The following is a 20328-nucleotide window of genomic DNA, read 5'->3' on the forward strand; positions in this document are numbered from 1 at the left end:
GCAGACCCTGCGAGGGTCCGACGTGCGCGATACTGGGATTGAACCAGTGACCCCTACCGTGTCAAGGTAGTGCTCTCCCGCTGAGCTAATCGCGCCTGGTGAGGCGGTGTTGCAGCAGGCCTCGTGAGGCCCGTTACTGTGCGCGATACTGGGATTGAACCAGTGACCCCTACCGTGTCAAGGTAGTGCTCTCCCGCTGAGCTAATCGCGCCTGGTGTGGCGGTCGTGCAGCAGACCCTGCGAGGGTCCGACGTGCGCGATACTGGGATTGAACCAGTGACCCCTACCGTGTCAAGGTAGTGCTCTCCCGCTGAGCTAATCGCGCGGGGAGGCCCCCGGTCGAACCGGGGGGCCTCTCGGAGGTGGAGACGGGATTTGAACCCGTGTACACGGCTTTGCAGGCCGTTGCCTCGCCTCTCGGCCACTCCACCAGGCAACGCATGAAGAACGATCTTACACTGTTCTCCATCGAGCGGACGACGAGATTCGAACTCGCGACCCTCACCTTGGCAAGGTGATGCTCTACCAACTGAGCCACGTCCGCCTGTCTCCCGGGGACCTTCACCGCTTTTCCTCGGCTGCGCTCCCTGGCGACGTGTTGAACTCTAGCGGATTCCCGGGCCAGCTAAAAATCCGTTCCCGCAGCATGCGCGGGGATGACCGGCGAGTGCCGTCCCGTCAGCCCTCCCGGCCGGTCACCGGCCACCACCTGCGGCGCTCCCGGACGATCATCCGCAGGCCACCCGGCGCACACCCGCGCGACGCACGCGGCTGCTCGCGCGCGGGGGCGCGAGCAGCTCCCAGTTCACGCCCCCGACCTACACTTCAGGCACCGCCCCCAGCACCACCGCGCAGGAGAACCGTGTCCGGCCACCCCGACCCCCGCACCCCGCTCGCCCGCTTCGGCGGCCGCCTGGCCACCGGACTGCGCGACGTCACCTCGGACCCGGCCGCCCTCGACTCCGTCGGCTACTGGGCCGTCGCGTACGACTTCGAGGGCCGCCTCACCTGCGCCCGCTTCGACCGGCTCCGCCCCGCCCCCGTCCCGCCCTCCGGCGCCGGCTGGCGCGGACCCGAGGCCGGCAGCTGGCACAGCTCCCTCGACCGCGCCGCCTACACCGCCGGCGTCCGCCGCATCCGCGAGCACATCGCCGCCGGCGAGGTCTACCAGGCCAACCTCTGCCGGGTGCTCTCCGCACCGCTGCCCGACCCGGACCACAGCGACGTCGACGCCCTCACCGGCCTCCTCGCCCGCGGCAACCCGGCCCCCTACGCCGGCACCGTCCGCCTGCCCGGGCACGGCGTCGAGATCGCCACCGCCTCACCCGAGCTCTACCTGCGCCGCACCGGCCGCACCGTCTCCTCCGGCCCGATCAAGGGAACCGGCCGCACCGAGGACGACCTCCTCGACAAGGACCACGCCGAGAACGTGATGATCGTCGACCTGGTCCGCAACGACCTCGGCCGGGTCTGCGAGACCGGCAGCGTCACCGTGCCCGACCTCTGCGCCGTCGAGAAGCACCCCGGTCTGGTCCACCTGGTCTCCACCGTCGAGGGCACCCTCGGCGAGGGCGCCGGCTGGCCCGAGCTCCTCGCCGCCACCTTCCCGCCCGGCTCCGTCACCGGCGCCCCCAAGTCCAGCGCCCTGCGGATCATCGAAGCCCTGGAGACCGCCCCGCGCGGCCCCTACTGCGGTGCCGTCGGCTGGGTCGACGCCGACCGCGGCGAGGCCGAACTCGCCGTCGGCATCCGCACCTTCTGGATCGACCGGACGGATCCCGACGCCCCCGTCCTGCGCTTCGGCACCGGCGCCGGCATCACCTGGGGCTCCGACCCCGAACGCGAATGGGCCGAAACCGAACTGAAGGCGGCCCGACTGGTCGCGATAGCGTCGGGCAGCGAACCCGGCGCCACTCCGCAGGCGCGAATCCGACGACAGGCCTAGGAGCAGCACTCGATGCACAACCGCACCACGAGCTGGGTCAACGGTTCCCTGGTCGACTCCACCGACGCGGCCGTCTCGGTCCTCGACCACGGCCTCACCACCGGCGACGGCGTCTTCGAGACCCTGAAGACGGTCGACGGCCGGGCCTTCGCGATCACCCGCCACCTCGACCGGCTCACCCGCTCCGCCCGCGGCCTCGGCCTGACCGACCCCGACCACGACCTCGTCCGCGAGGCCTGCGCCCAGGTCCTCGCCGCCAACCCCGCACCGCTCGGCCGGCTGCGCATCACCTACACCGGCGGCAACGGCCCGCTCAGCTCCGAGCGCGGCACCACCGGCCCCACCCTGGTCGTCGCCTTCAACGCGATCGGCCGCCGCCCCGACGAGACCGCCGTCGCCGTCGTCCCCTGGCGCCGCAACGAGCACAGCGCCGTCGCCGGCCTCAAGACCACCTCGTACGCAGAGAACGTCGTCGCCCTGGCCGCCGCCCACCGCGCCGGCGCCTCCGAGGCCCTGTTCGCCAACACCGCCGGACTGCTCTGCGAGGGCACCGGCTCCAACGTCTTCGTGGTCCTCGACGGCCGCCTGCTCACCCCCGCCCTCGCCTCCGGCTGCCTGGCCGGCATCACCCGGCAGCTCGTCGTCGACTGGTGCGGCGCCGAGGAGACCGACCTCCCGCTCAGCGCCCTCCAGGACGCCGAGGAGGTCTTCCTGACCTCCACCACCCGCGACGTCCAGGCCGTCACCCGCGTCGACGACCGCGAACTGCCCGGCATCGGCCCCGTCACCGCCAAGGCCATGGCCGTCTTCACCGAGCGCGGCGGCGACGACCTCGACCCGTGATCCCCCGCGCAGCACACCGGTCGCGTGGATAACCCCCCGAGCAACGGGAAGGGAGCACCACATGACCACCACGCTGCGCCCCGAGGGCCCGGAGACACCCACCGCGGCCGGCGGCCGCACCAGACGCTGGCTGATCCTCTCGAACGGCCACCCGGTCGGCGCGCTGCGCACCACCGCCGACCCGCAGGGCGCCCAACTCTGGGGCCGGATATCCGAGTTGGAGATCACCGAGGGGCGCGGCCGGGGCCGGGGCACGTTCGGCGGGCTCGCCGCCGAGGAGGTGCTGCGGACCTGGGGTTGCACCCGGGTCGACGTCGCCGTCCCGGAGTCGGCCGCGGCGGCCCGCGGGCTCGCCGTGACCCTCGGGTACACCGAGCGTGCCCTGGCCATGTCCAAGCTCCTGGCCGCCGCCCCCGACCTGCCCGCCGGGCTGAGCCTGCGCCCGTTCGACCGGCCGGCCGAGCTCCGGGCCTGGTTCGACCGGTCCCTGGAGGACTACGTCCGCATGATGGTGGACACCGGTCTCACCGAGGAACAGGCCCGCGCCCGCACCGCCGCCGGCCGGGAGAACCCGGTCACCTCCCACCCGGAGGCCCCGGGCGCGGTCGTGCGCCGGCTGTACGCCGAGGGCGGGGAGGAGCCGTACGGCCTGCTCTGGCTGCAACTGCGCCTGCGCGACCTGCCGGACGGCGAACCGCTCGCCTGGGTGATGAAGGTCGAGGTGTCCCCGGCCCATCGGGGCCGGGGACACGGCCGCACGCTGATGCTGGCCGCCGAGCGCGAGTGCCTGGCCGCCGGCGTGCGGAACCTCGGCCTCAACGTCTTCCCCGGCAACGAGGTCGCCGTCCGGCTCTACACCTCGCTGGGCTACCGGGTCACCGAACGCCTCTACGGCAAGCAGCTGTGACCCGACGTGCCGTCAGGAGGACTTCGCCGCCTCGAGGACGGCCGTGATCCCCTCGCGCAGCCCCTCCTGGCTCTTGCCACCGTCGAGGCGCTTCCCGCCGATCACGTACGTCGGCGTGCCCGTGACCCCGATCGCCTTGCCCTCGGCCTGGTCGGCGTCGACGGTCAGCATGTGCCGGCCGTCGATCAGCGCGGTGTCCACCTCGTCGACGTCCGCCCCGACCTCCCGCGCCACCTCCAGCAGCACCTGCTGCCCGCGCGCGTCCAGCTCCGCGGTGCGGGCCAGCAGCGCCTCCACGAACGGCCAGCCCAGCCCCTGCGCGAACGCCTCCTCGGCCGCCTCGGCGGCGGCGTAGGCGTGCTTGTGCTTCTCCAGCGGGAAGTGCCGCAGCTCCACGGTCAGCGCGTCGCCGTACTGCGCCCGCAGCGCCCGTACGTCGTCCAGCGCGGTGTGGCAGTCCGGGCACTGGAGGTCGCACCAGAACTCGAGGCGGGGGAGGGAACCATCGATCATTCCCCCAGTGTTCCACTAGTGGGCGCCCGCTCCGGCCGGAGGTGCGCCCGAGGGCGGACCGAGAGGAAGGCACCGATGACCAGGACGACCGGACCCGAAGGAGCGGCCCCGTGCTGAGCGCGTCGATCAGCTTCATCCTCACCGCGGGCGGGGTGGCCTTCGCGGGGCTGCGGGCCTACCGGCGGCGCTTCCTGTCGGCGACCCGCTGGTTCGCGGTGGCCCTGCTGCCCGCCGGCCTCTACCTGACCGGCCTGTTCCCGCTGGCGAGCACGATCGGCCGGGAGTTCGCCGACTGGGCGACCAAGCTGGTCCTCGACCCCCGGGTGTGGACCGGCATCGCGCTGCTCGGCGTCTCCGCGGCCCTGCTGCTCACCACCCGCTGGGCGGGCCGCCGGGGCGGCGCGGCGGTGGAGGGCGCCCCGGAGCGCCCGGCCGCGGCCGGGCCGGCGCCCGAGCGTCCGGCGGTGGCGCCGACGCCCAGGGCCGCGGAGAAGCCGGCCGCGGGCAAGCGGGAGGACGGACTCGGCGACTTCGCCGACATCGAGGAGATCCTCCGCAAGCGCGGGATCTGAGCGGACGGCCGGCGGGTCAGGCGGAGGGGACGGCCTCCGCCGACCGCTGCCGCGCCCGGTAGGCGGCGACGTGCAGCCGGTTGCCGCAGGTGCGGCTGTCGCAGTAGCGCCGCGAGCGGTTCCGCGAGAGGTCCACGAAGACCCGCGCGCAGTCCGGTGCCTCGCAGCGGCGCAGCCGCTCCCGCTCGCCCGCCATCAGGATGAAGGCCAGCGCCATGCCCAGCTCGGCCGCCAGGTGGTCCCCGAGCGCGGCGTGCGGTGCGAAGTAGTGGATGTGCCAGTCGTGGCCGTCGTGGTCGGTCAGCCGGGGCGTCGTGCCGGCGGCCGCGACGATCGAGTTGACCAGCTCGGCGGCCTGCGCGGTGGACTCCGTCGCGAACACCTCGCGCAGCCGGGTGCGCAGCTCGTGCACCCGCCGCAGGTCGTCCTCGGTCAGCGAGTCGATCTCGCTGATCTCCTGGCGGACCACGAAGGCGTCCAGCGCGGCGACGTCCGGCAGCCGCTCGGCGCCGCACACCTCGGGTGCGGTGTTGAGCAGCTCCACGAGGATGCTCAGCGCGCACTCGGTGTCATGGGTGATCAGCACGTTTGGGGGCTCCTCGCGCAGGGGGACTCCGATACCCCGCGTCCACGGTTACCCCAGACCATACCGGGCCTTGTGCCGCTGGGGCGGCGCCTTCTTTCGAAGACGTGTGCGCAGTCCGGCAAGGTGTACGAAACCGGGCACCCACCGGGCGGACCGGCCGCCGGACCGGTCTCCGAACCGGCGCGGGACCCGCCGGCGCGGGCGTCCCCCGAAAGACGTCGGCGCCCGACATCGAGGCCGGCCACCCGTGAGGATGACCGGCCTCGATGCCGGGCGCCTGTGGTGCTGTGGGTCCGCTCCGATGGGAGCGGACCCGCTCACCGGCCCCGAGACCGCGTGGTGCGCGGCTGAGTCCGCTGCCGTGCCCCCGAGTAGGACGGCTGCGATGGCGGCAGGGGGTACGGCCCCGCCGACAGCGGGGCATGACCGCCTCCGGGCGGGGTCAGCTTTCGGCGAGGATGTGGGACAGCTCCCGGTCGAGGTCGAAGTGACGGTGTTCGGTGCCGGGGGGCACCGCGGCGTCCGTCCGCTTGAGGAACGACTCAAGCGCCCGGGCCGGGGCCTCCAGCAGGGCTTCTCCTTCCGGAGAGCTCAGTGCGATGCAGACCACCCCTTGCCCGTGGCTGCGGGACGGCCACACCCGGACGTCGCCGGTGCCGGTGGGTCGGTGCAGCCCCTCCGCGAGGAGATCTCGGGCGAACACCCACTCCACGGTCTCGTCGGCGCCCGTGTGGAACGTGGCGTGCACGGCGTAGGGGTCGGCGGTGTCGTAGCGCAGGCCTGCGGGGACAGGCAGTGAGGACTCGCTGGACACGATGAGGCGCAGGTGCAGCTCGCAGCTGACCGTGGTGTTCATAAGCGCCATGGCCTTTCGCTCAGTGTGCGCTCGGGGAATCGCACGTCGGCGAACGGACCATCCCACCCCCAAGACCGATGTAAACCCCTCTGTCCCGATTCGGGCGCGAGTCGTACCCCTTACGGCGCATTGCCGAATCGCGTCGCGGCGGCCGGGCCCGGCATTACCCGGGTACTTCTTGGTTAGTTTCCTGGCATGACTGTGCGAAACGACAAGACGGGCGGGAACGCGAGAACGGGTGAAGCGGCCGTGGCGGTTGACGCGGTCGTGGACGGCGGACGGGCGGTCGGCTCGAGGGCCCCGGCCTTCGTCCGCCGCTCGCCGGCGCTGCACCGGGTCTGGCAGGTGGCGGTCTTCCTGGTCGGCCTCGCCGTGGTGGTGCTCGGGGTGGTCATGCTGCCGATGCCCGGCCCCGGCTGGCTGGTGATCTTCCTGGGCATGGGGATCTGGTCCACCGAGTTCGTCTGGGCCCGGCTGGTCCTGCGCTGGACCCGCCGCAAGGTCGCCGAGGCCGCCCACCGGGCCATGGACCCGCGGGTGCGCCGCCGCAACCTGACGCTCACCGCGATCGGACTGGCCGCCCTCCTCGGGGCGGGCGGCTGGTACTTCGCCCGCTACGGCCTGGTCCTGCCCTGGCGGCTGGACGGGAGCTGACCCGCCCGGCCGGAGGGGCCGCGACCAGCGAGGGGGTTCGGAGCACCCCTCGGGATGCGGTAATGTTTTCCCTGCACCCGGGCGATTAGCTCAGCGGGAGAGCACTTCGTTCACACCGAAGGGGTCACTGGTTCGATCCCAGTATCGCCCACCGGAATGCATTGTGATATGTGAGGCCCAGTCGATTATCGACTGGGCCTCACATGTATTTCCGGAAACGGCACCGAGGGCCGTCGGTAATCGCCTGAGGGGCAGTCACCTTCCGCGCGGGGCGCGAGTTCTGCGGAGTCGTCGGCGGTACCCGGAACGGGCGAGTTGTACGACCGGCCCCGAATGGTGCTACAGTTCTTCTCGTTGCCCGGGCGATTAGCTCAGCGGGAGAGCACTTCGTTCACACCGAAGGGGTCACTGGTTCGATCCCAGTATCGCCCACCGGACAGCACACAGGCCCTGACCAGGAAACCGGTCAGGGCCTGTGGCGTGTCAGGGCCCGGAACCACCGGAGCCCCCGGGGGCCGCCCGTTACGCCGCCGCCTCGCAGCCGTGCTCCGGCTCCAGCCGACGCCCGCAGCCGCACCGGGCCGGCCGCAGCGGCCAGGACAGGTCCACCCGCTCCGGCGTCCCCGAACGGTCGAACCAGTTCTGCAGCCCGCGCGCCTGCGCCGCGTGCCAGATCGTCTGCCGCAGGTGCAGCTCCGCCGCCGACAGCCCGCCGAGCGCCGCCGGGTAGCGGGCGCCTATTCGCCGGGTCAGCGCCAGCGCCGCCGTCGCGTCCGCCGCCGCGTCGTGCGCTCCCGCCAGGGCCACGCCGTAGTGGGCGCACAGGTCGGTCAGCGTCCGGCGGCCCTTGCGGTAGCGGTCCACGTGCTTGTCCAGCACCCGCGGATCCAGCACCACCAGCCCGGCCGTCGACAGCCCGTCGGCCAGCGTCAGCCCGTGATGGCGGCGCAGCTCCCGGTCCAGCAGCGTCAGGTCGTAGGGCGCGTTCATCACCACCACCGGGTGCCCGGCCCGCGCCTCCGCCGCCAGCGCGCGGATGACCTCCGCCACCACCGTGCGGGCCGGGCGGCCGTGGGCGCGCACCTGCTCGTCGCTGATGCCGTGCACGGCGCGGGCGCCGTCCGGGATCGGAACGCCCGGATCCGCGAGCCAGGAGGTCGTCCGCGCCGGTGCGCCCGGCGCGAGCTGGACGACCAGGGCGGCGGAGACGATCCGGTCGTTCTCCACGTCCACGCCGGTCGTCTCGGTGTCGAACGAGGCGAGTGGGCCGGTGTACCAGTGCTGCTGCATGACTGCCCCTCAGACGAGCGTTGCGCCCGGTTGATACCCGGTTCTGACGCCCCTTCAACCCGTTTGGCCCAAGCCCGACCGGGGATCCTGCCCCTGACCGTCCCGTTCGAATCGACTGGCCCGCCCGGACCGGGACGGGCCCGGAACCGGGGGAGGCGCGGGGCGATGGCACTGACCCAGCCGCAGCCCGAGGAGGCGGCGGACGTCCTGAGGGGGAACCTCGCGGTCACCGCCTGCATGGAGACCCTCCAGGTCGGCTACCTGCACGCGGTCGCCGCCGCGGCCGGCTGCTCGCTCTCCCAGCCGTTCCCGGACAACGGCATCGACTGGCACGTCAGCCACGGCTCCCGGACGCACGAGGTGGACGACGAGGTCACCGTCAAGATCCAGCTCAAGGCCACCCAGCAGGTCGCGCCCGACCCGGCCGGGCCGTTCTTCAGCTTCACCCTGGACAACGACCACCTGCGCAAGCTCGCCCGGCCCCGGGTCGCCGTGCCGCGGATCCTGGTCGTGATGCTGCTGCCGCGCCGGGTCGAGCAGTGGCTGCGGGCCCGACCGGACGCCCTGGAGCTGCGGCACTGCTGCTACTGGGTCAACCTGGCCGGCCACCCGGTCACCGGGCAGCGGCGCACCAACGTCCGGGTGCCCACCGGCAGGGTCTTCGACGACCGCGCGCTCTGCGACATCATGGCCCGGGTCGGTGCGGGCGGCAGCCCGTGACGGCTCGGCCCCGGCAGGGAGGAACCGGACCCATGACACCGCCGTACGGACCGGGCGAGCCGGCCCCGCCCCTGCCCGACCCGGCCGCCGTCGACCCGGCGGTGCTGGCCACCCTGCTCGCCCGGCACGGCTGGGTCCGCCGCGGCGGACCGGCCGCCCGGTACGGACGCTGGACCCCGCCCGACGGCGAACCCGGCACCAGCCTGCTCGTCCCGGCCGGTGACGGCTTCGACGACGCCGTCGAACTCCTCACCGACGCCGTCACCGCGCTCTCCCGCTCCCGCACCCCCTCCGCCCGCTCGATCCTGCTCGCCCTCGCCGTCCCCGGCGACGAACTGCGCTGGCACCGCGACCCGCCCGGCCCCGCCGGGGCCACCCCCTGGGACGAGGCCGAGCGGCTCCGGCAGGCGGCGCGCGGGATGCTCGCCGCCGGAGCCAAGGCCGCCCGGACCAGGGCCGGCTACTTCGGGGCCCGGCTGGACGGCCCCGCCGGGGACTTCCTGGACCGCGTCCTGCTGGTGGAACAGGGCGCCGCCCTCACCGCGTACACCCCCGCTCCCGAGGGCCGCGCCGCCGTCACCACCCTGGTCCGCGCCCTGGAGGCCCTGCGCGACGCCGTCGACTACCGCCGGGTCAGCGGCGGGCCCGAGGCCTTCGGGAGCGCCGTCCAGGCCGGAGTCAGCCGGGAGCTCGTCCGGTCCGTCGAGGACCTGGTGCGCGACGCGACGGCCGCCCGGGTCAGCGTCGCCTGGTCGCCCGCCGCCGGGACCCCGGGCGGCTTCGGGGACCGCCGGATCGACCTCGACTTCTCACCCGGCGACCTGCCCGCCCTGGCGGACGCCGCCGACCTGCTGGAACGCATCGAACCCGCCGTCGCCGTCACCGTGGTCGGCGTGGTCACCCGGCTCAAGCGCGCCGACCCGGGCGGGCCGGGCTCGGTGCGGCTGCGGGTCCTGGCCGGCGCCGACGTCCGCGAGCTCAAGCTCCGCCTGCCCGACCCCGACTACCGGCTGGCCGCCGAGGCGCACCTCGCGGGCCTGCCGGTCCGGGTCTCCGGCCGCCTGGACCGGCACGGCGGCTTCCGCCGGCTGTCCCGCCCGTACGGACTGGAGCTCTGCGGCTGGGAGGAAGGGGACCGCGAGCGGCTGCTGAAGTCGCTCCAGGAGAGGACGGAGGAAGGGGTAGAAGGGGCGTAGGTGGACGGCGGGGGCGGCGCTCTCGGTACCATCGTCACGCGCAGCGCAGTGTTGCGTCCTCTGAAATCCAGCACGTCAGGAGAGACCGGTGACGGACGTCCGGGTAATCATCAGCCGCGAACCCGATCGGGAAGAGCGCGTGGTGACGACGGGCACTACGGCCGCCGAGCTCTTCGCCGACGACCGCTCGATCATCGCCGCCCGCGTCGGCGGCCAGCTCAAGGACCTCGCCTACGCCGTCCAGGACGGCGACGAGGTCGAGCCGGTCGAGATCGGCAGCAAGGACGGCCTGGACATCCTGCGCCACTCCACCGCGCACGTCATGGCGCAGGCCGTGCAGCAGCTCTTCCCCGAGGCCAAGCTCGGCATCGGCCCGCCGGTCAAGGACGGCTTCTACTACGACTTCGACGTCGAGAAGCCGTTCCACCCCGATGACCTCAAGGCCATCGAGAAGAAGATGCAGGAGATCATCAAGCGCGGGCAGAAGTTCTCCCGCCGCGTGGTCACCGACGAGTCCGCCGCCGAGGAGCTGGCCGCCGAGCCCTACAAGCTCGAGCTGATCGGCCTCAAGGGCTCCGCCGCCACCGCCGGCGAGGGCGCCGACGTCGAGGTCGGCGCCGGCGAGCTCACCATCTACGACAACCTGGACGCCAAGACCGGCGAGCACTGCTGGGGCGACCTCTGCCGCGGCCCGCACCTGCCCAGCACCCGGCACATCCCGGCGTTCAAGCTGATGCGCAACGCGGCCGCCTACTGGCGCGGCAGCGAGAAGAACCCCATGTTGCAGCGCATCTACGGCACCGCCTGGCCGACCAAGGACGAGCTCAAGGCCCACCTCGACTTCCTCGTCGAGGCCGAGAAGCGCGACCACCGCAAGCTCGGCAACGAGCTCGACCTCTTCTCCATCCCGGAGGAGATCGGCTCCGGCCTCGCCGTCTTCCACCCCAAGGGCGGCATCATCCGCCGGGCCATGGAGGACTACTCGCGCAAGCGGCACGAGGAGGAGGGCTACGAGTTCGTCTACACCCCGCACGCCACCAAGGGGAAGCTCTTCGAGAAGAGCGGCCACCTCGACTGGTACGCGGACGGTATGTACCCGCCCATGCAGCTCGACGAGGGCGTGGACTACTACCTCAAGCCGATGAACTGCCCGATGCACAACCTGATCTTCGACGCGCGCGGCCGCTCGTACCGTGAACTGCCGCTGCGCCTCTTCGAGTTCGGGACGGTCTACCGCTACGAGAAGTCCGGGGTCGTGCACGGCCTGACCCGTGCCCGCGGCTTCACGCAGGACGACGCGCACATCTACTGCACCCGCGAGCAGATGGCGGAGGAGCTCGACTCCACGCTGACCTTCGTGCTCAACCTCCTTCGTGACTACGGTCTGACCGACTTCTACCTGGAGCTGTCGACCAAGGACCCGGTCAAGTACGTCGGCAGCGACGAGACCTGGGAGGAGGCCACCGCCGTCCTGGCGAGCGTGGCCGAGAAGCAGGGCCTGCCGCTGGTGCCGGACCCGGGCGGCGCGGCCTTCTACGGCCCGAAGATCTCGGTGCAGGCTCGCGACGCCATCGGCCGCACCTGGCAGATGTCCACGATTCAGCTGGACTTCAACCTCCCCGAGCGTTTCGATCTCGAGTACACGGCGGCGGACGGTTCGCGTCAGCGGCCGGTCATGATCCACCGTGCGCTGTTCGGCTCGATCGAGCGGTTCTTCGCGGTGCTGCTGGAGCACTACGCCGGCGCCATGCCGCCGTGGCTGGCCCCGGTCACCGTCACCGGCATCCCGATCACCGACGAGCACGTGCCGTACCTGCTGGAGGTCGCGGCCGAGCTGAAGAAGCAGGGGATCCGCGTCGAGGTGGACACCTCGGACGACCGCATGCAGAAGAAGATCCGCAACGCCCAGAAGACCAAGGTGCCGTTCATGCTGATCGCCGGCAACGACGACGTCGAGGCGGGCGCGGTGTCCTTCCGCTACCGCAACGGCGAGCAGAAGAACGGCGTGCCGGTCGCGGAAGCCGTCGCCGAGATCGTGGACGCGGTGAAGAACCGGATCCAGGTGTGATCCGGTAGCAGGACCGTCGCGCGCGGGGCAGGCTCTCGAAGAGTCTGCCCCGCGCGGCTTTGCAAGCACGGTCGGGCGAATATGCTGATCAGCATGACGACTGAGCCGGAACTTCAGCGGGGCGTCGGCGAGCCGGACGGCTTCCGCCGCCTGTGGACGCCTCATCGGATGGCCTACATCCAGGGTGAGAACAAGCCCACCGGCCCGTCTCCGGACGACGGTTGTCCGTTCTGCTCGATCCCGTCGCTGAGCGACGAGGACGGGCTGGTCATCGCCCGGGGGAGCGCCGTGTTCGCGGTGCTGAACCTGTACCCGTACAACGGCGGGCACCTGATGGTGGTCCCGTACCGGCACGTCGCCGACTACACCGACCTGGACGAGGCGGAGACGGCCGAGCTGGCGGTCTTCACCAAGAAGGCGATGACGGCGCTGCGGGCGGCCTCCGGGGCCCACGGGTTCAACATCGGGATGAACCAGGGCGCGGCGGCCGGGGCCGGGATCGCGGCGCACCTGCACCAGCACGTGGTGCCGCGCTGGGGCGGGGACACCAACTTCATGCCGGTGGTCGGCCACACCAAGGTGCTGCCGCAGCTGCTGGCGGACACCCGGAAGATGCTGGCCGAGGTCTGGCCGCAGGGCTGATCCACAGAGCTGATCCGCAGAGCTGATCCGCAGAGCACGGGAGGGCCCCACCGAGGAGATCGGTGGGGCCCTCCCGCGTGTTCCGGGTGGATCAGCCGGCGTTGAAGGTGTCGACGTCGTACGGCCGGGGGCTCTGCGCCTCGGACTTGATGACCGAGGTGCGGTTCTTGAAGAACCGGTCGGCGTCCAGGTCGTGCTCCTCCAGGAACTCCAGCGTGGCCGCGTGGACGGCGGCGAGCACCGGCACGGAGGCGTTCTGCGCGTTGTCGACCATGGAGCGGTTCTCCCAGGCCCGGCCGGCCCAGATGTGCCGCAGGCCGAACGGCTCCGGCAGGCCGAGCCCGCCGCCGAGCCAGCCCAGCAGGCCGGGCATCCGGTAGAACGGGGCGCGGACGGCCTGCCGGACGACCTCGTCGTTGTCGATCAGGGGGAGCTTGACGGTGCGCTCCTCCCAGAACTTCACGGTCTTCGCGACCGACTTCTCCTTGTCCTTGGGCTTGTCGAAGAAGACGCCCTTGACCGGGCCGAGCGCGTAGCCGGACACGGTGATGTTCAGGACGTTGGCGAGCAGGGTGACGGTCACGGTGAAGGTGAGGACCAGCTTGCCGTCGTGGGTGATGAACTGGGTGGCGAGGTAGTGCCGGGGGCCGCCGGAGAAGGTCTGCTTGTCGGCGACGCTCTGCACGGCGAAGTCGCGCATCCGGTCGCCGTCCATGTCGGCGTTGGCCGGGCGGCTGATCTCGTCGGCGCCCTCGCCGATGTCGAAGACCACCCACTGCTTGACGGCGACGTTGGGCATGCCGCTGTTGGCGACGTGGCTGACGCCGAGGCCCTTGAGGTGGGAGGAGATCCGGCGGACCAGGTCCCAGGGGTGGAAGGCGCGGAAGTCGACGTGGCCCTCGGCGGGGTGGAGGGTGTCGGCGAGGCGCCACTCGCCCCAGCGGCGGCCGGCGCCGAGGATGCCCTTGGGACCGGCGTAGTGGTGGATGTTGGTCTCCTGCTCGGCGTCCAGGCGGCCGAGCTTGTCGCGCAGGTCGGCGGCCTTCTTGTCGAGGTCGTCGCGGGGGACGGCCTTGGCGACGGAGGCGGCCACCACGCTGCCCTCGACCAGCGCCTGCCAGCGGGAGCGCAGGTCCTTGGCGGAGCGCTCGACGATCCGGCGGGCGAGGTACCAGCCGACGATCGGCGGGAACATCGTGACGCGCAGGTAGACACTGATGAAGCCGGTGGCCGGCGGACGCAGCGCGAGCAGGACGGCGAGGGCGGCGGTCGCGGCGAGCACGATGCCGCCGTAGACGGCCGCGTTCTTCGGGTTGTCCCGTTTGAGCCAGGCGCGGAGCTGGAAGGCGCCGAGCCAGACCAGGGTGCCGGGGAGGAAGAGCACGCCGGTGGCGATGGAGACGGTGCTGAGCTGCCGGTCGCGGGCGTTGCGCAGTTCCTCGGCGGCCAGGCAGTGTTCGACGACCTGGCGGGTGTCGACTCCGAAGGCCGGGACGAGGGGTTTGCGGTCGCCGCCGAGGGCTCGGGAGATCAGCGCCTTGCTGAAGGCCTCGCCGAGGTTGGGGCGGAAGAGCGCGAAGCGGCCCTTCTTCTCCGTGGCGTCGGCGACGGCGTCGACGAAGCCCTTGATCTCGCCGTCGCGGTAGGCGGTCGAGGAGAGTCCCTGGGTGATGGCGGTCTGCGGGCCGGCGTCGGTCCGGGGTATCTGCGCACCCGGGGTCATGTCGAGTGTGGTCACGGTGGCGTCCCCTCCTCCCCTTGTCAGCGGCAGGTTACCGTGCCGTGGCACCCCCGCGCGGATGATCGTCTGAAGTACCGTCACCGGAGGCCTGAGGGGCATGATGCCCAGCTTCCGGCGGGTCGATACCCGCTGGGGTGGCGGTGGTGGCGGTGGGGCAGGATGGACAGTGGGAACGTGGAAAGGGGAGCGGCCGTGAAGGATCCGGTGCTGGTCTTCGACGGGGACTGTTCGTTCTGTTCGTCCTGCGTTCGCTGGGCGGAGCGGTACCTGCGGCAGACGCTCGCCTCGGGGGGCTGGGAGGCGGTGCCGTTCCAGTTCGCGGATCTGGCGGGGCTGGACGCGCTGGCGGGCGGCCGGGGGGAGGTGTCGGCCGAGCGGGCGGAGCGCGAGGTGCTCTGGGTGACGCCGACCGGCCGGGTGTACGGGGGCGCGCAGGGGGTTGCGCGGCTGCTGATGCGCTCCGGCGGGGTGTGGGCGTACGTGGGCGCCGTGTTGACGGCGGCGCCGGTGCGGCCGCTGGCGGGGCTCGCCTACCGCTGGGTGGCGCGCAACCGGCACCGGATGCCGGGGGGTACGGCGGCGTGCGCGCTGCCGGACCGGAAGCCCGCCCAGCCGTAGCGGCGGGGCTCAGTCGGTGTAGCGCTCGGCCAGGGCGGCGGGCATGGGTTCGTGGCGCAGGTAGGCGCGGGAGAACTCGGCGGTGCCGTGGGTGAGCGAGCGCAGGTCGACCGGGTAGCGGACCAGTTCGAGCTCGGGGACCTCGGCGCGCAGCAGGGTGAGGCCGGTGCCGCCGGTCTCGCTGCCGAGGACGCGGCCGCGGCGGGCGGAGAGGTCGCCGAGGACGGCGCCGAGGTAGTCGTCGGGGAGCAGGACGCTGACGGCGGCGACGGGTTCGAGCAGGCGGATGACGGCGTGCTCGGCGGCGTCGCGCAGGGCGAGGGCGGCGGCGTTCTGGAAGGACGCGTCGGAGGAGTCGACGGAGTGCGCCTTGCCGTCGGTGAGGGTGACCCGGACGTCGACGAGCGGGTATCCGGTGGTGACGCCCTTGGCGAGCTGGGCGCGGACGCCCTTCTCGACGGACGGGATGAAGTGCTTGGGGACGGCGCCGCCGACGACGTGCTCCTGGAACTCGAAGCCGGAGCCGGCCGGGAGCGGTTCGACCTCGAGCTCGCAGATGGCGTACTGGCCGTGGCCGCCGGACTGCTTGACCAGGCGGCCGTGGCCGGCCGCGGCGGTGCCGAAGGTCTCGCGCAGGGCGACCTTGGGTTCGACGGTGTCGACGTGGACGCCGTGGCGGGTGCGGAGGCGGTCGAGGACGACCTCGGCGTGGGCCTCGCCGGTGCACCAGAGGACGAGCTGGTGGGTGTCGGGGTTCTGTTCCAGGCGTAGCGCCGGGTCCTCGGCGGTGAGGCGGGCGAGGGCCTGGGAGAGCTTGTCGTCGTCGGCCTTGCTGTGGGCCTCGACGGCGATCGGGAGCAGCGGTTCGGGGAGGGTCCAGCCGTCGAGGTCGACCGGGTGGCCGGGGTCGTGGACGGTGTCGCCGGCGTGGGCGGTGGTGAGTTTGGCGACGCAGACCAGGTCGCCGGCGACGGCGTGCGGGACGGGTCGCTGGAGTTTGCCGAAGGGGCTGCTGAGTCCGGTGACGCGTTCGTCGCCGTTCTGGTCGGCAGCGTGGGCGGGGCCGGTGAGGTGGATCCTGGTGTCGGGGCGCAGGGTGCCGGCGTACAGGCGCAGCAGGCTGATCCGGCCGACGTAGGCGTCGCCGGTGACGCGGACGACCTGGGCGGCGAGCGGGGCGTCGGGGTCGCAGGCGGGGGCGGGGCGGGTGCGTTCGGTGGGGTCGGGGAAGCTGTGCGCGATGAGGTCGAGGAGTTCGGCGGCGCCGAGGCCGTTCTCGCTGGTGGGGACGGCGGGGTGGAGGGCGCAGGAGAGGACTTCGCGGCGCAGGCCGGCTTCGAGGGAGTCGGTGTCGAGGGGGTCGCCGGAGAGGTAGCGCTCCATGAGGGTGTCGTCCTGGCCGGAGATGGCTTCGACGAGGCTGTCGTGGGCGGGGGTGGTGTCGGGGAGGGGGTCGGCGTCGCCGTAGGTGTCGCCGGTGAGGAGGTCGACGCTGCCGTCGGGGTGTCCGTCGTGGAGGACGGGCAGGAAGAGCGGGCGGAGGGTGTCGGGGCCCAGGTCGAAGGCGTCGTGGCAGGCGGTGAGGATGTCGTCGAAGCCGGTGCGGGCGAGGTCGAGTTTGGCGACGGCGATGGCACGGGGGATGCCTTCGGCGGCGCATTCGCGCCACAGGGCGCGGGTGGGGGCGGTGACCGGGTCGGCCGCGGAGACGACGAAGACGGCCGCGTCGGCGGCGTGCAGCGCGGCGCGCAGGTCGGCGGCGAAGTCGGGGTGGCCGGGCGGGTCGATCAGGTTGATCTTGACGCCCTTCCACTCGAGCGGCAGCAGCGAGAGCTGGACGGAGCGCTGCTGGTGGTGCTCGATGTCCTCGTGGTCGGAGACGGTGGTGCCGTCGGCGACGCGACCGGCCCGGCCGGTGGCGCCGGCGGCGAGGGCGAGGGATTCGGCGAGGGTGGTCTTGCCCACACCGCTGGAGCCGATGAGGACGACGTTGCGCAGGTCCTGCGGGCCGGTGACGGCGGGTGCCTGGCCGGCTCGTGCCGTGCTGCGGTCGGGCATCGGGGTCTCCTCCCGTGGCGCCGAGGCTGTCCATCGCAGTCTAGGGTCGGGTCCGGGTGGCCGCGTCTCGTGGGGGCCGGTCGGTGACCGCGTGTGCGCGTGCGGTGGCGGGGGTGGCGTCCGGCGGTGCGTGCGCCGGAGCGTGTCCTCGGCGTGGCTACGATGGGTGCGCCGGACGGGCTGATCCGCCCGGCCGTCTGCCGCGCGTGCTGCGCCAGGCGGGTATCTGGGAGATCGGAGCGGCTGGGAAGGCCATGCTCAACAAATACGCGCGTGCCTTCTTCACACGTGTCCTGACCCCGTTCGCCGCGTTCCTGATCCGTCTGGGTGTGAGCCCGGACGCCGTGACGCTGATCGGTACCGCCGGTTCGGTGGCCGGTGCGCTGGTGTTCTTCCCGCGTGGGGAGTTCTTCTGGGGCACCATCACGATCACGCTGTTCATCTTCTCGGACCTGGTGGACGGGAACATGGCCCGCCAGCTGGGTAGGAGCACGAAGTGGGGGGCGTTCCTCGACTCCACCCTGGACCGGGTCGCGGACGCGGCGATCTTCGGCGGTCTGGCGATGTGGTACGCGGGCAAGGGCGACGACGACCTGCTCTGCGCGGTGGCGATCTTCTGTCTGGCGAGCGGTCTGGTGGTGTCGTACACCAAGGCCCGGGCGGAGAGCCAGGGCCTGCCGTGCGACGTGTCGGGGCTGGTGGAGCGGGCCGAGCGGCTGGTGGCCAGCCTGGTGGCGGCCGGGGTCGCGGGTCTGCACAAGTTCGGTGTGCCGTACGTGGAGTGGCTGCTGCCGGTGGCGTTGTGGCTGGTGGCGGCGGGCAGCCTGGTGACGGTGTTCCAGCGGATGCTGACCGTGCGCCGGGAGGCGTTCGAGGCCGACCGAGCGGCGGCCGGGAGCTGATGGGGGGCGTCCTGCGGTGACGGACCGACTGGTGTACTGGGCGTACGCGCTGGGGTGGGGGCTGCTGAAGCACCTGCCGGAGCGGGTGGCCCGGGGGTTGTTCGACCGGCTGGCGGACTACGCGTGGCGCAGGCGCGGCAAGCGGGTGCTCCAGTTGGAGGCGAACCTGCGCCGGGTCCGTCCGGGGCTGGACGAGGCCGGGCTGCGGGAGCTGTCCCGGGCCGGGATGCGCTCGTACCTGCGGTATTGGATGGAGTCGTTCCGGCTGCCGGTGTGGAGCCGGGAGCGGGTGGCCCGGGACGTCCAGGTGGAGGGCTTCGAGAACCTGCGGGCGGTGTTGGAGGCCGGGCGGGGCGCGGTGATAACGCTGCCGCACATGGGCAACTGGGACCTCGCGGGGACGTGGGTGGCGCAGCAGGGCTACCCGTTCACCACGGTCGCGGAGCGGTTGAAGCCGGAGCGGCTGTTCGACCGGTTCGTGGCGTTCCGGGAGGGCCAGGGCATGGAGGTGCTGGCGCTGACCGGTGGTTCGGTGAACGTGGTCGGCACGCTGGCGCGGCGGCTGCGCGAGGGCCGGCTGGTCTGCCTGGTGGGGGACCGGGACCTGTCGGAGGCGGGGATCGGGGTGTCGTTCTTCGGTGAGGCGACCCGGATGCCGGCCGGTCCGGCGGCGCTGTGCCAGCGGACCGGGGCGGCGCTGCTGCCGGTGACGCTCTGGTACGACGGTCCGGTGCTGCGGGGGCGGATCCACTCCGAGGTGCCGGTGCCCGAGGAGGGCGACCGCACGGAGCGCGTCCGGGCGATGACCCAGGCGATGGCGGACGTGTGGGAGCAGGGCGTCCGGGAGCACCCGCAGGACTGGCACATGCTGCAGAGGTTCTGGCTGGCCGACCTGCCGGTCCGTGAGACGGTGAGGGCGGCGTCCGCGGAGCGGGTGGAGGCGGCCGCGGAGCCCGCGGCCGAGGCCTCCGGGTCCTGACCCGTTCCCGCCGTCCCGCCCGCACGACTGTCCGAAGGAGCTTGAGGAACCCGTGAAGATCGGCATCGTCTGCCCGTACGACTGGGACGTCCCCGGTGGGGTGCAGTTCCACATCCGGGACCTGGCCGAGCACCTGATCGGTCTCGGGCACGAGGTGTCGGTGCTGGCGCCGGCCGAGGACGACGAGGCGCTGCCGCCGTACGTGGTCCCGGCCGGGCGGTCGGTGGCGGTGCCGTACAACGGGTCGGTGGCGCGGCTGAGCTTCGGGATCCTGTCGGCGGCGCGGGTGCGGCGCTGGCTGCACGACGGGCGCTTCGACATCCTGCACGTGCACGAGCCGGCCGCGCCGAGCCTGTCGATGCTGGCCGCCTGGTCGGCGACCGGGCCGATGGTGGGGACCTTCCACACCTCCAACCCGCGGTCGCGGGTGATGATCGCGGCGTCGCCGATCCTCCAGCCGGGGCTGGAGAAGATGCGGGCCCGGATCGCGGTGTCGGAGTACGCCCGGCGGACGCTGGTGGAGCACCTGGGCGGGGACGCGGTGGTGATCCCGAACGGCGTGGACGTGGGCTTCTTCGCCGAGGCCGAGCCGGACGAGCGCTGGACGGGCCACGCGGCGAAGGGGGAGCCGGGCACGATCGGCTTCATCGGGCGGATCAACGAGCCGCGCAAGGGCCTGCCGACGCTGCTGGCGGCGCTGCCGCGGATCCTGGCGGAGCGGCCGGGCGTGCGGCTGCTGGTGGCGGGCAAGGGCGACGAGGAGGAGGCCGTCGCGGGCCTGGCGCCCGAGGTGCGCCGGCAGGTGGAGTTCCTCGGCATGGTGAGCGACCGGGACAAGGCCCGGCTGCTGCGCAGCGTGGACCTGTACGTGGCGCCGAACACCGGTGGCGAGAGCTTCGGGATCATCCTGGTCGAGGCGATGTCCGCGGGTGCGCCGGTGCTGGCGAGCGACCTCGACGCGTTCAAGCAGGTGCTGGACGGCGGGGACGCGGGCGAGCTGTTCCCGGTGGAGGACGCGGACGCGCTGGCCGGTGCGGCGCTGCGGCTGCTGGGTGATCCGGCGCGGCTGGAGGAGTTGCGGGGGGCGGCCTCGCGGCACGTGCGGCGGTTCGACTGGTCGACGGTCGGCGCGGACATCCTGGCGGTGTACGAGACGGTGACGGCGGGCGAGGCGGCGGTGGTCGAGGAGGACGTGCGCAGCGGTCGGCGCGGCCGGTTCGGGCTGGCCAGGGACTGAT

At 72.6% G+C, this 20328-nt stretch carries 19 protein-coding genes and 7 tRNA genes; 15 read left to right on the forward strand and 11 right to left on the reverse strand.

The genetic code is table 11. The features are described from left to right. Nucleotides 1-23: 23 nt before the first annotated feature. From ACZ7RU_RS18490 to ACZ7RU_RS18510, 5 genes are all read right to left on the reverse strand, one after another. Nucleotides 24-95 (reverse strand) — tRNA-Val (locus ACZ7RU_RS18490). A gap of 44 nt (nt 96-139) precedes the next feature. Further along, a tRNA-Val gene (locus tag ACZ7RU_RS18495) sits at nt 140-211 on the reverse strand. A gap of 42 nt (nt 212-253) precedes the next feature. Continuing rightward, nucleotides 254-325: transfer RNA gene (locus tag ACZ7RU_RS18500), tRNA-Val, on the reverse strand. Between the two features lie 35 nt (nt 326-360). After that, a tRNA-Cys gene (locus tag ACZ7RU_RS18505) sits at nt 361-431 on the reverse strand. Nucleotides 432-471: 40 nt separating this feature from the next. Then, nucleotides 472-544: transfer RNA gene (locus ACZ7RU_RS18510), tRNA-Gly, on the reverse strand. Between the two features lie 318 nt (nt 545-862). Here ACZ7RU_RS18510 and ACZ7RU_RS18515 point away from each other — a divergent pair. The 3 genes from ACZ7RU_RS18515 (at nt 863) to ACZ7RU_RS18525 (ending at nt 3695) form a co-directional block, all read left to right on the forward strand. Continuing rightward, nucleotides 863-1945: a chorismate-binding protein gene (locus tag ACZ7RU_RS18515; protein WP_470341983.1), complete on the forward strand. Its 1083-nt coding sequence runs from the start codon at nt 863-865 to the stop codon at nt 1943-1945. A 12-nt stretch (nt 1946-1957) separates the two neighbouring features. After that, nucleotides 1958-2788 (forward strand): aminotransferase class IV, encoded by an 831-nt coding sequence (locus ACZ7RU_RS18520; RefSeq protein WP_470341984.1) that lies wholly within the window; start codon nt 1958-1960, stop codon nt 2786-2788. A gap of 61 nt (nt 2789-2849) precedes the next feature. Further along, the gene (locus ACZ7RU_RS18525; protein WP_470341985.1) at nt 2850-3695 is read left to right on the forward strand and encodes a GNAT family N-acetyltransferase; all 846 of its coding nucleotides are present in this window, start codon (nt 2850-2852) and stop codon (nt 3693-3695) included. 12 nt (nt 3696-3707) lie between these two features. Here ACZ7RU_RS18525 and ACZ7RU_RS18530 read toward each other — a convergent pair whose 3' ends face one another. Further along, the gene (locus tag ACZ7RU_RS18530; RefSeq protein WP_470341986.1) at nt 3708-4208 is read right to left on the reverse strand and encodes a DsbA family protein; all 501 of its coding nucleotides are present in this window, start codon (nt 4206-4208) and stop codon (nt 3708-3710) included. A 110-nt stretch (nt 4209-4318) separates the two neighbouring features. Here ACZ7RU_RS18530 and ACZ7RU_RS18535 point away from each other — a divergent pair, with 110 nt between their 5' ends. Next, a complete protein-coding gene (locus ACZ7RU_RS18535) occupies nt 4319-4780 on the forward strand; it encodes a hypothetical protein (protein WP_470341987.1) in 462 nt (153 codons plus the stop codon). A gap of 16 nt (nt 4781-4796) precedes the next feature. On the opposite strand, the gene ACZ7RU_RS18540 is transcribed toward ACZ7RU_RS18535, so the two are convergent. Both ACZ7RU_RS18540 and ACZ7RU_RS18545 read right to left on the reverse strand, forming a co-directional pair. Continuing rightward, nucleotides 4797-5366, reverse strand: a complete 570-nt coding sequence (locus tag ACZ7RU_RS18540; protein ID WP_387750792.1) for a CGNR zinc finger domain-containing protein — start codon at nt 5364-5366, stop codon at nt 4797-4799. A 442-nt stretch (nt 5367-5808) separates the two neighbouring features. Continuing rightward, nucleotides 5809-6222, reverse strand: coding sequence for an SsgA family sporulation/cell division regulator (locus ACZ7RU_RS18545; protein ID WP_030056266.1), 414 nt, complete (start codon nt 6220-6222; stop codon nt 5809-5811). 195 nt (nt 6223-6417) lie between these two features. Between ACZ7RU_RS18545 and ACZ7RU_RS18550 the strand changes: the two genes are divergently transcribed. The 3 genes from ACZ7RU_RS18550 to ACZ7RU_RS18560 all read left to right on the forward strand — a co-directional run bounded on the left by ACZ7RU_RS18550 (nt 6418) and on the right by ACZ7RU_RS18560 (nt 7308). Further along, nucleotides 6418-6876, forward strand: a complete 459-nt coding sequence (locus ACZ7RU_RS18550) for a TIGR02611 family protein (RefSeq protein WP_470341988.1) — start codon at nt 6418-6420, stop codon at nt 6874-6876. A 79-nt stretch (nt 6877-6955) separates the two neighbouring features. Next, nucleotides 6956-7027: transfer RNA gene (locus tag ACZ7RU_RS18555), tRNA-Val, on the forward strand. Nucleotides 7028-7236: 209 nt separating this feature from the next. Then, nucleotides 7237-7308: transfer RNA gene (locus tag ACZ7RU_RS18560), tRNA-Val, on the forward strand. 90 nt (nt 7309-7398) lie between these two features. On the opposite strand, the gene ACZ7RU_RS18565 is transcribed toward ACZ7RU_RS18560, so the two are convergent. Further along, on the reverse strand, nt 7399-8166 hold the full coding sequence (locus tag ACZ7RU_RS18565) for an exonuclease domain-containing protein (protein ID WP_470341989.1): 768 nt from the start codon (nt 8164-8166) through the stop codon (nt 7399-7401). A 165-nt stretch (nt 8167-8331) separates the two neighbouring features. Between ACZ7RU_RS18565 and ACZ7RU_RS18570 the strand changes: the two genes are divergently transcribed. From ACZ7RU_RS18570 to ACZ7RU_RS18585, 4 genes are all read left to right on the forward strand, one after another. Then, on the forward strand, nt 8332-8886 hold the full coding sequence (locus ACZ7RU_RS18570; RefSeq protein ID WP_470341990.1) for a DUF4365 domain-containing protein: 555 nt from the start codon (nt 8332-8334) through the stop codon (nt 8884-8886). A 32-nt stretch (nt 8887-8918) separates the two neighbouring features. Next, entirely contained in the window at nt 8919-10082 is a 1164-nt protein-coding gene (locus tag ACZ7RU_RS18575; protein WP_470341991.1) for a hypothetical protein, read from the forward strand. An 88-nt stretch (nt 10083-10170) separates the two neighbouring features. Continuing rightward, on the forward strand, nt 10171-12150 hold the full coding sequence (thrS, locus tag ACZ7RU_RS18580; protein ID WP_470341992.1) for a threonine--tRNA ligase: 1980 nt from the start codon (nt 10171-10173) through the stop codon (nt 12148-12150). An 81-nt stretch (nt 12151-12231) separates the two neighbouring features. Further along, the gene (locus ACZ7RU_RS18585) at nt 12232-12792 is read left to right on the forward strand and encodes an HIT family protein (protein ID WP_470341993.1); all 561 of its coding nucleotides are present in this window, start codon (nt 12232-12234) and stop codon (nt 12790-12792) included. 91 nt (nt 12793-12883) lie between these two features. Here ACZ7RU_RS18585 and ACZ7RU_RS18590 read toward each other — a convergent pair whose 3' ends face one another. After that, nucleotides 12884-14530 (reverse strand): hypothetical protein, encoded by a 1647-nt coding sequence (locus ACZ7RU_RS18590; RefSeq protein WP_470341994.1) that lies wholly within the window; start codon nt 14528-14530, stop codon nt 12884-12886. 162 nt (nt 14531-14692) lie between these two features. Here ACZ7RU_RS18590 and ACZ7RU_RS18595 point away from each other — a divergent pair, with 162 nt between their 5' ends. Next, on the forward strand, nt 14693-15151 hold the full coding sequence (locus ACZ7RU_RS18595) for a thiol-disulfide oxidoreductase DCC family protein (RefSeq protein ID WP_470341995.1): 459 nt from the start codon (nt 14693-14695) through the stop codon (nt 15149-15151). A gap of 9 nt (nt 15152-15160) precedes the next feature. Here ACZ7RU_RS18595 and ACZ7RU_RS18600 read toward each other — a convergent pair whose 3' ends face one another. Continuing rightward, nucleotides 15161-17209 (reverse strand): elongation factor G-like protein EF-G2, encoded by a 2049-nt coding sequence (locus ACZ7RU_RS18600; protein ID WP_470341996.1) that lies wholly within the window; start codon nt 17207-17209, stop codon nt 15161-15163. A 254-nt stretch (nt 17210-17463) separates the two neighbouring features. Here ACZ7RU_RS18600 and pgsA point away from each other — a divergent pair, with 254 nt between their 5' ends. The 3 genes from pgsA to ACZ7RU_RS18615 are packed head-to-tail and all read left to right on the forward strand — an operon-like array spanning nt 17464 to nt 20327. Next, on the forward strand, nt 17464-18111 hold the full coding sequence (gene pgsA / locus ACZ7RU_RS18605) for a phosphatidylinositol phosphate synthase (RefSeq protein ID WP_387750816.1): 648 nt from the start codon (nt 17464-17466) through the stop codon (nt 18109-18111). Between the two features lie 16 nt (nt 18112-18127). After that, nucleotides 18128-19090 (forward strand): phosphatidylinositol mannoside acyltransferase, encoded by a 963-nt coding sequence (locus tag ACZ7RU_RS18610; protein ID WP_470341997.1) that lies wholly within the window; start codon nt 18128-18130, stop codon nt 19088-19090. A gap of 52 nt (nt 19091-19142) precedes the next feature. Then, nucleotides 19143-20327, forward strand: coding sequence for a glycosyltransferase family 4 protein (locus tag ACZ7RU_RS18615; RefSeq protein WP_470341998.1), 1185 nt, complete (start codon nt 19143-19145; stop codon nt 20325-20327). Nucleotide 20328 lies beyond the last annotated feature (1 nt).

Source organism: Kitasatospora sp. NPDC114501, from assembly GCF_055633695.1.

Coding starts and splice junctions, on each gene's coding strand:
- ACZ7RU_RS18520 (WP_470341984.1), top strand. CDS start 1,958: ATGCACAACCGCACCACGAGCTGGGTCAACGGTTCCCTGGTCGACTCC.
- ACZ7RU_RS18525 (WP_470341985.1), top strand. CDS start 2,850: ATGACCACCACGCTGCGCCCCGAGGGCCCGGAGACACCCACCGCGGCC.
- ACZ7RU_RS18530 (WP_470341986.1), bottom strand. CDS start 4,208: ATGATCGATGGTTCCCTCCCCCGCCTCGAGTTCTGGTGCGACCTCCAG.
- ACZ7RU_RS18545 (WP_030056266.1), bottom strand. CDS start 6,222: ATGAACACCACGGTCAGCTGCGAGCTGCACCTGCGCCTCATCGTGTCC.
- ACZ7RU_RS18550 (WP_470341988.1), top strand. CDS start 6,418: ATGACTGTGCGAAACGACAAGACGGGCGGGAACGCGAGAACGGGTGAA.
- ACZ7RU_RS18565 (WP_470341989.1), bottom strand. CDS start 8,166: ATGCAGCAGCACTGGTACACCGGCCCACTCGCCTCGTTCGACACCGAG.
- ACZ7RU_RS18570 (WP_470341990.1), top strand. CDS start 8,332: ATGGCACTGACCCAGCCGCAGCCCGAGGAGGCGGCGGACGTCCTGAGG.
- ACZ7RU_RS18575 (WP_470341991.1), top strand. CDS start 8,919: ATGACACCGCCGTACGGACCGGGCGAGCCGGCCCCGCCCCTGCCCGAC.
- ACZ7RU_RS18585 (WP_470341993.1), top strand. CDS start 12,232: ATGCTGATCAGCATGACGACTGAGCCGGAACTTCAGCGGGGCGTCGGC.
- ACZ7RU_RS18595 (WP_470341995.1), top strand. CDS start 14,693: ATGGACAGTGGGAACGTGGAAAGGGGAGCGGCCGTGAAGGATCCGGTG.
- ACZ7RU_RS18600 (WP_470341996.1), bottom strand. CDS start 17,209: ATGCCCGACCGCAGCACGGCACGAGCCGGCCAGGCACCCGCCGTCACC.
- pgsA (WP_387750816.1), top strand. CDS start 17,464: ATGCTCAACAAATACGCGCGTGCCTTCTTCACACGTGTCCTGACCCCG.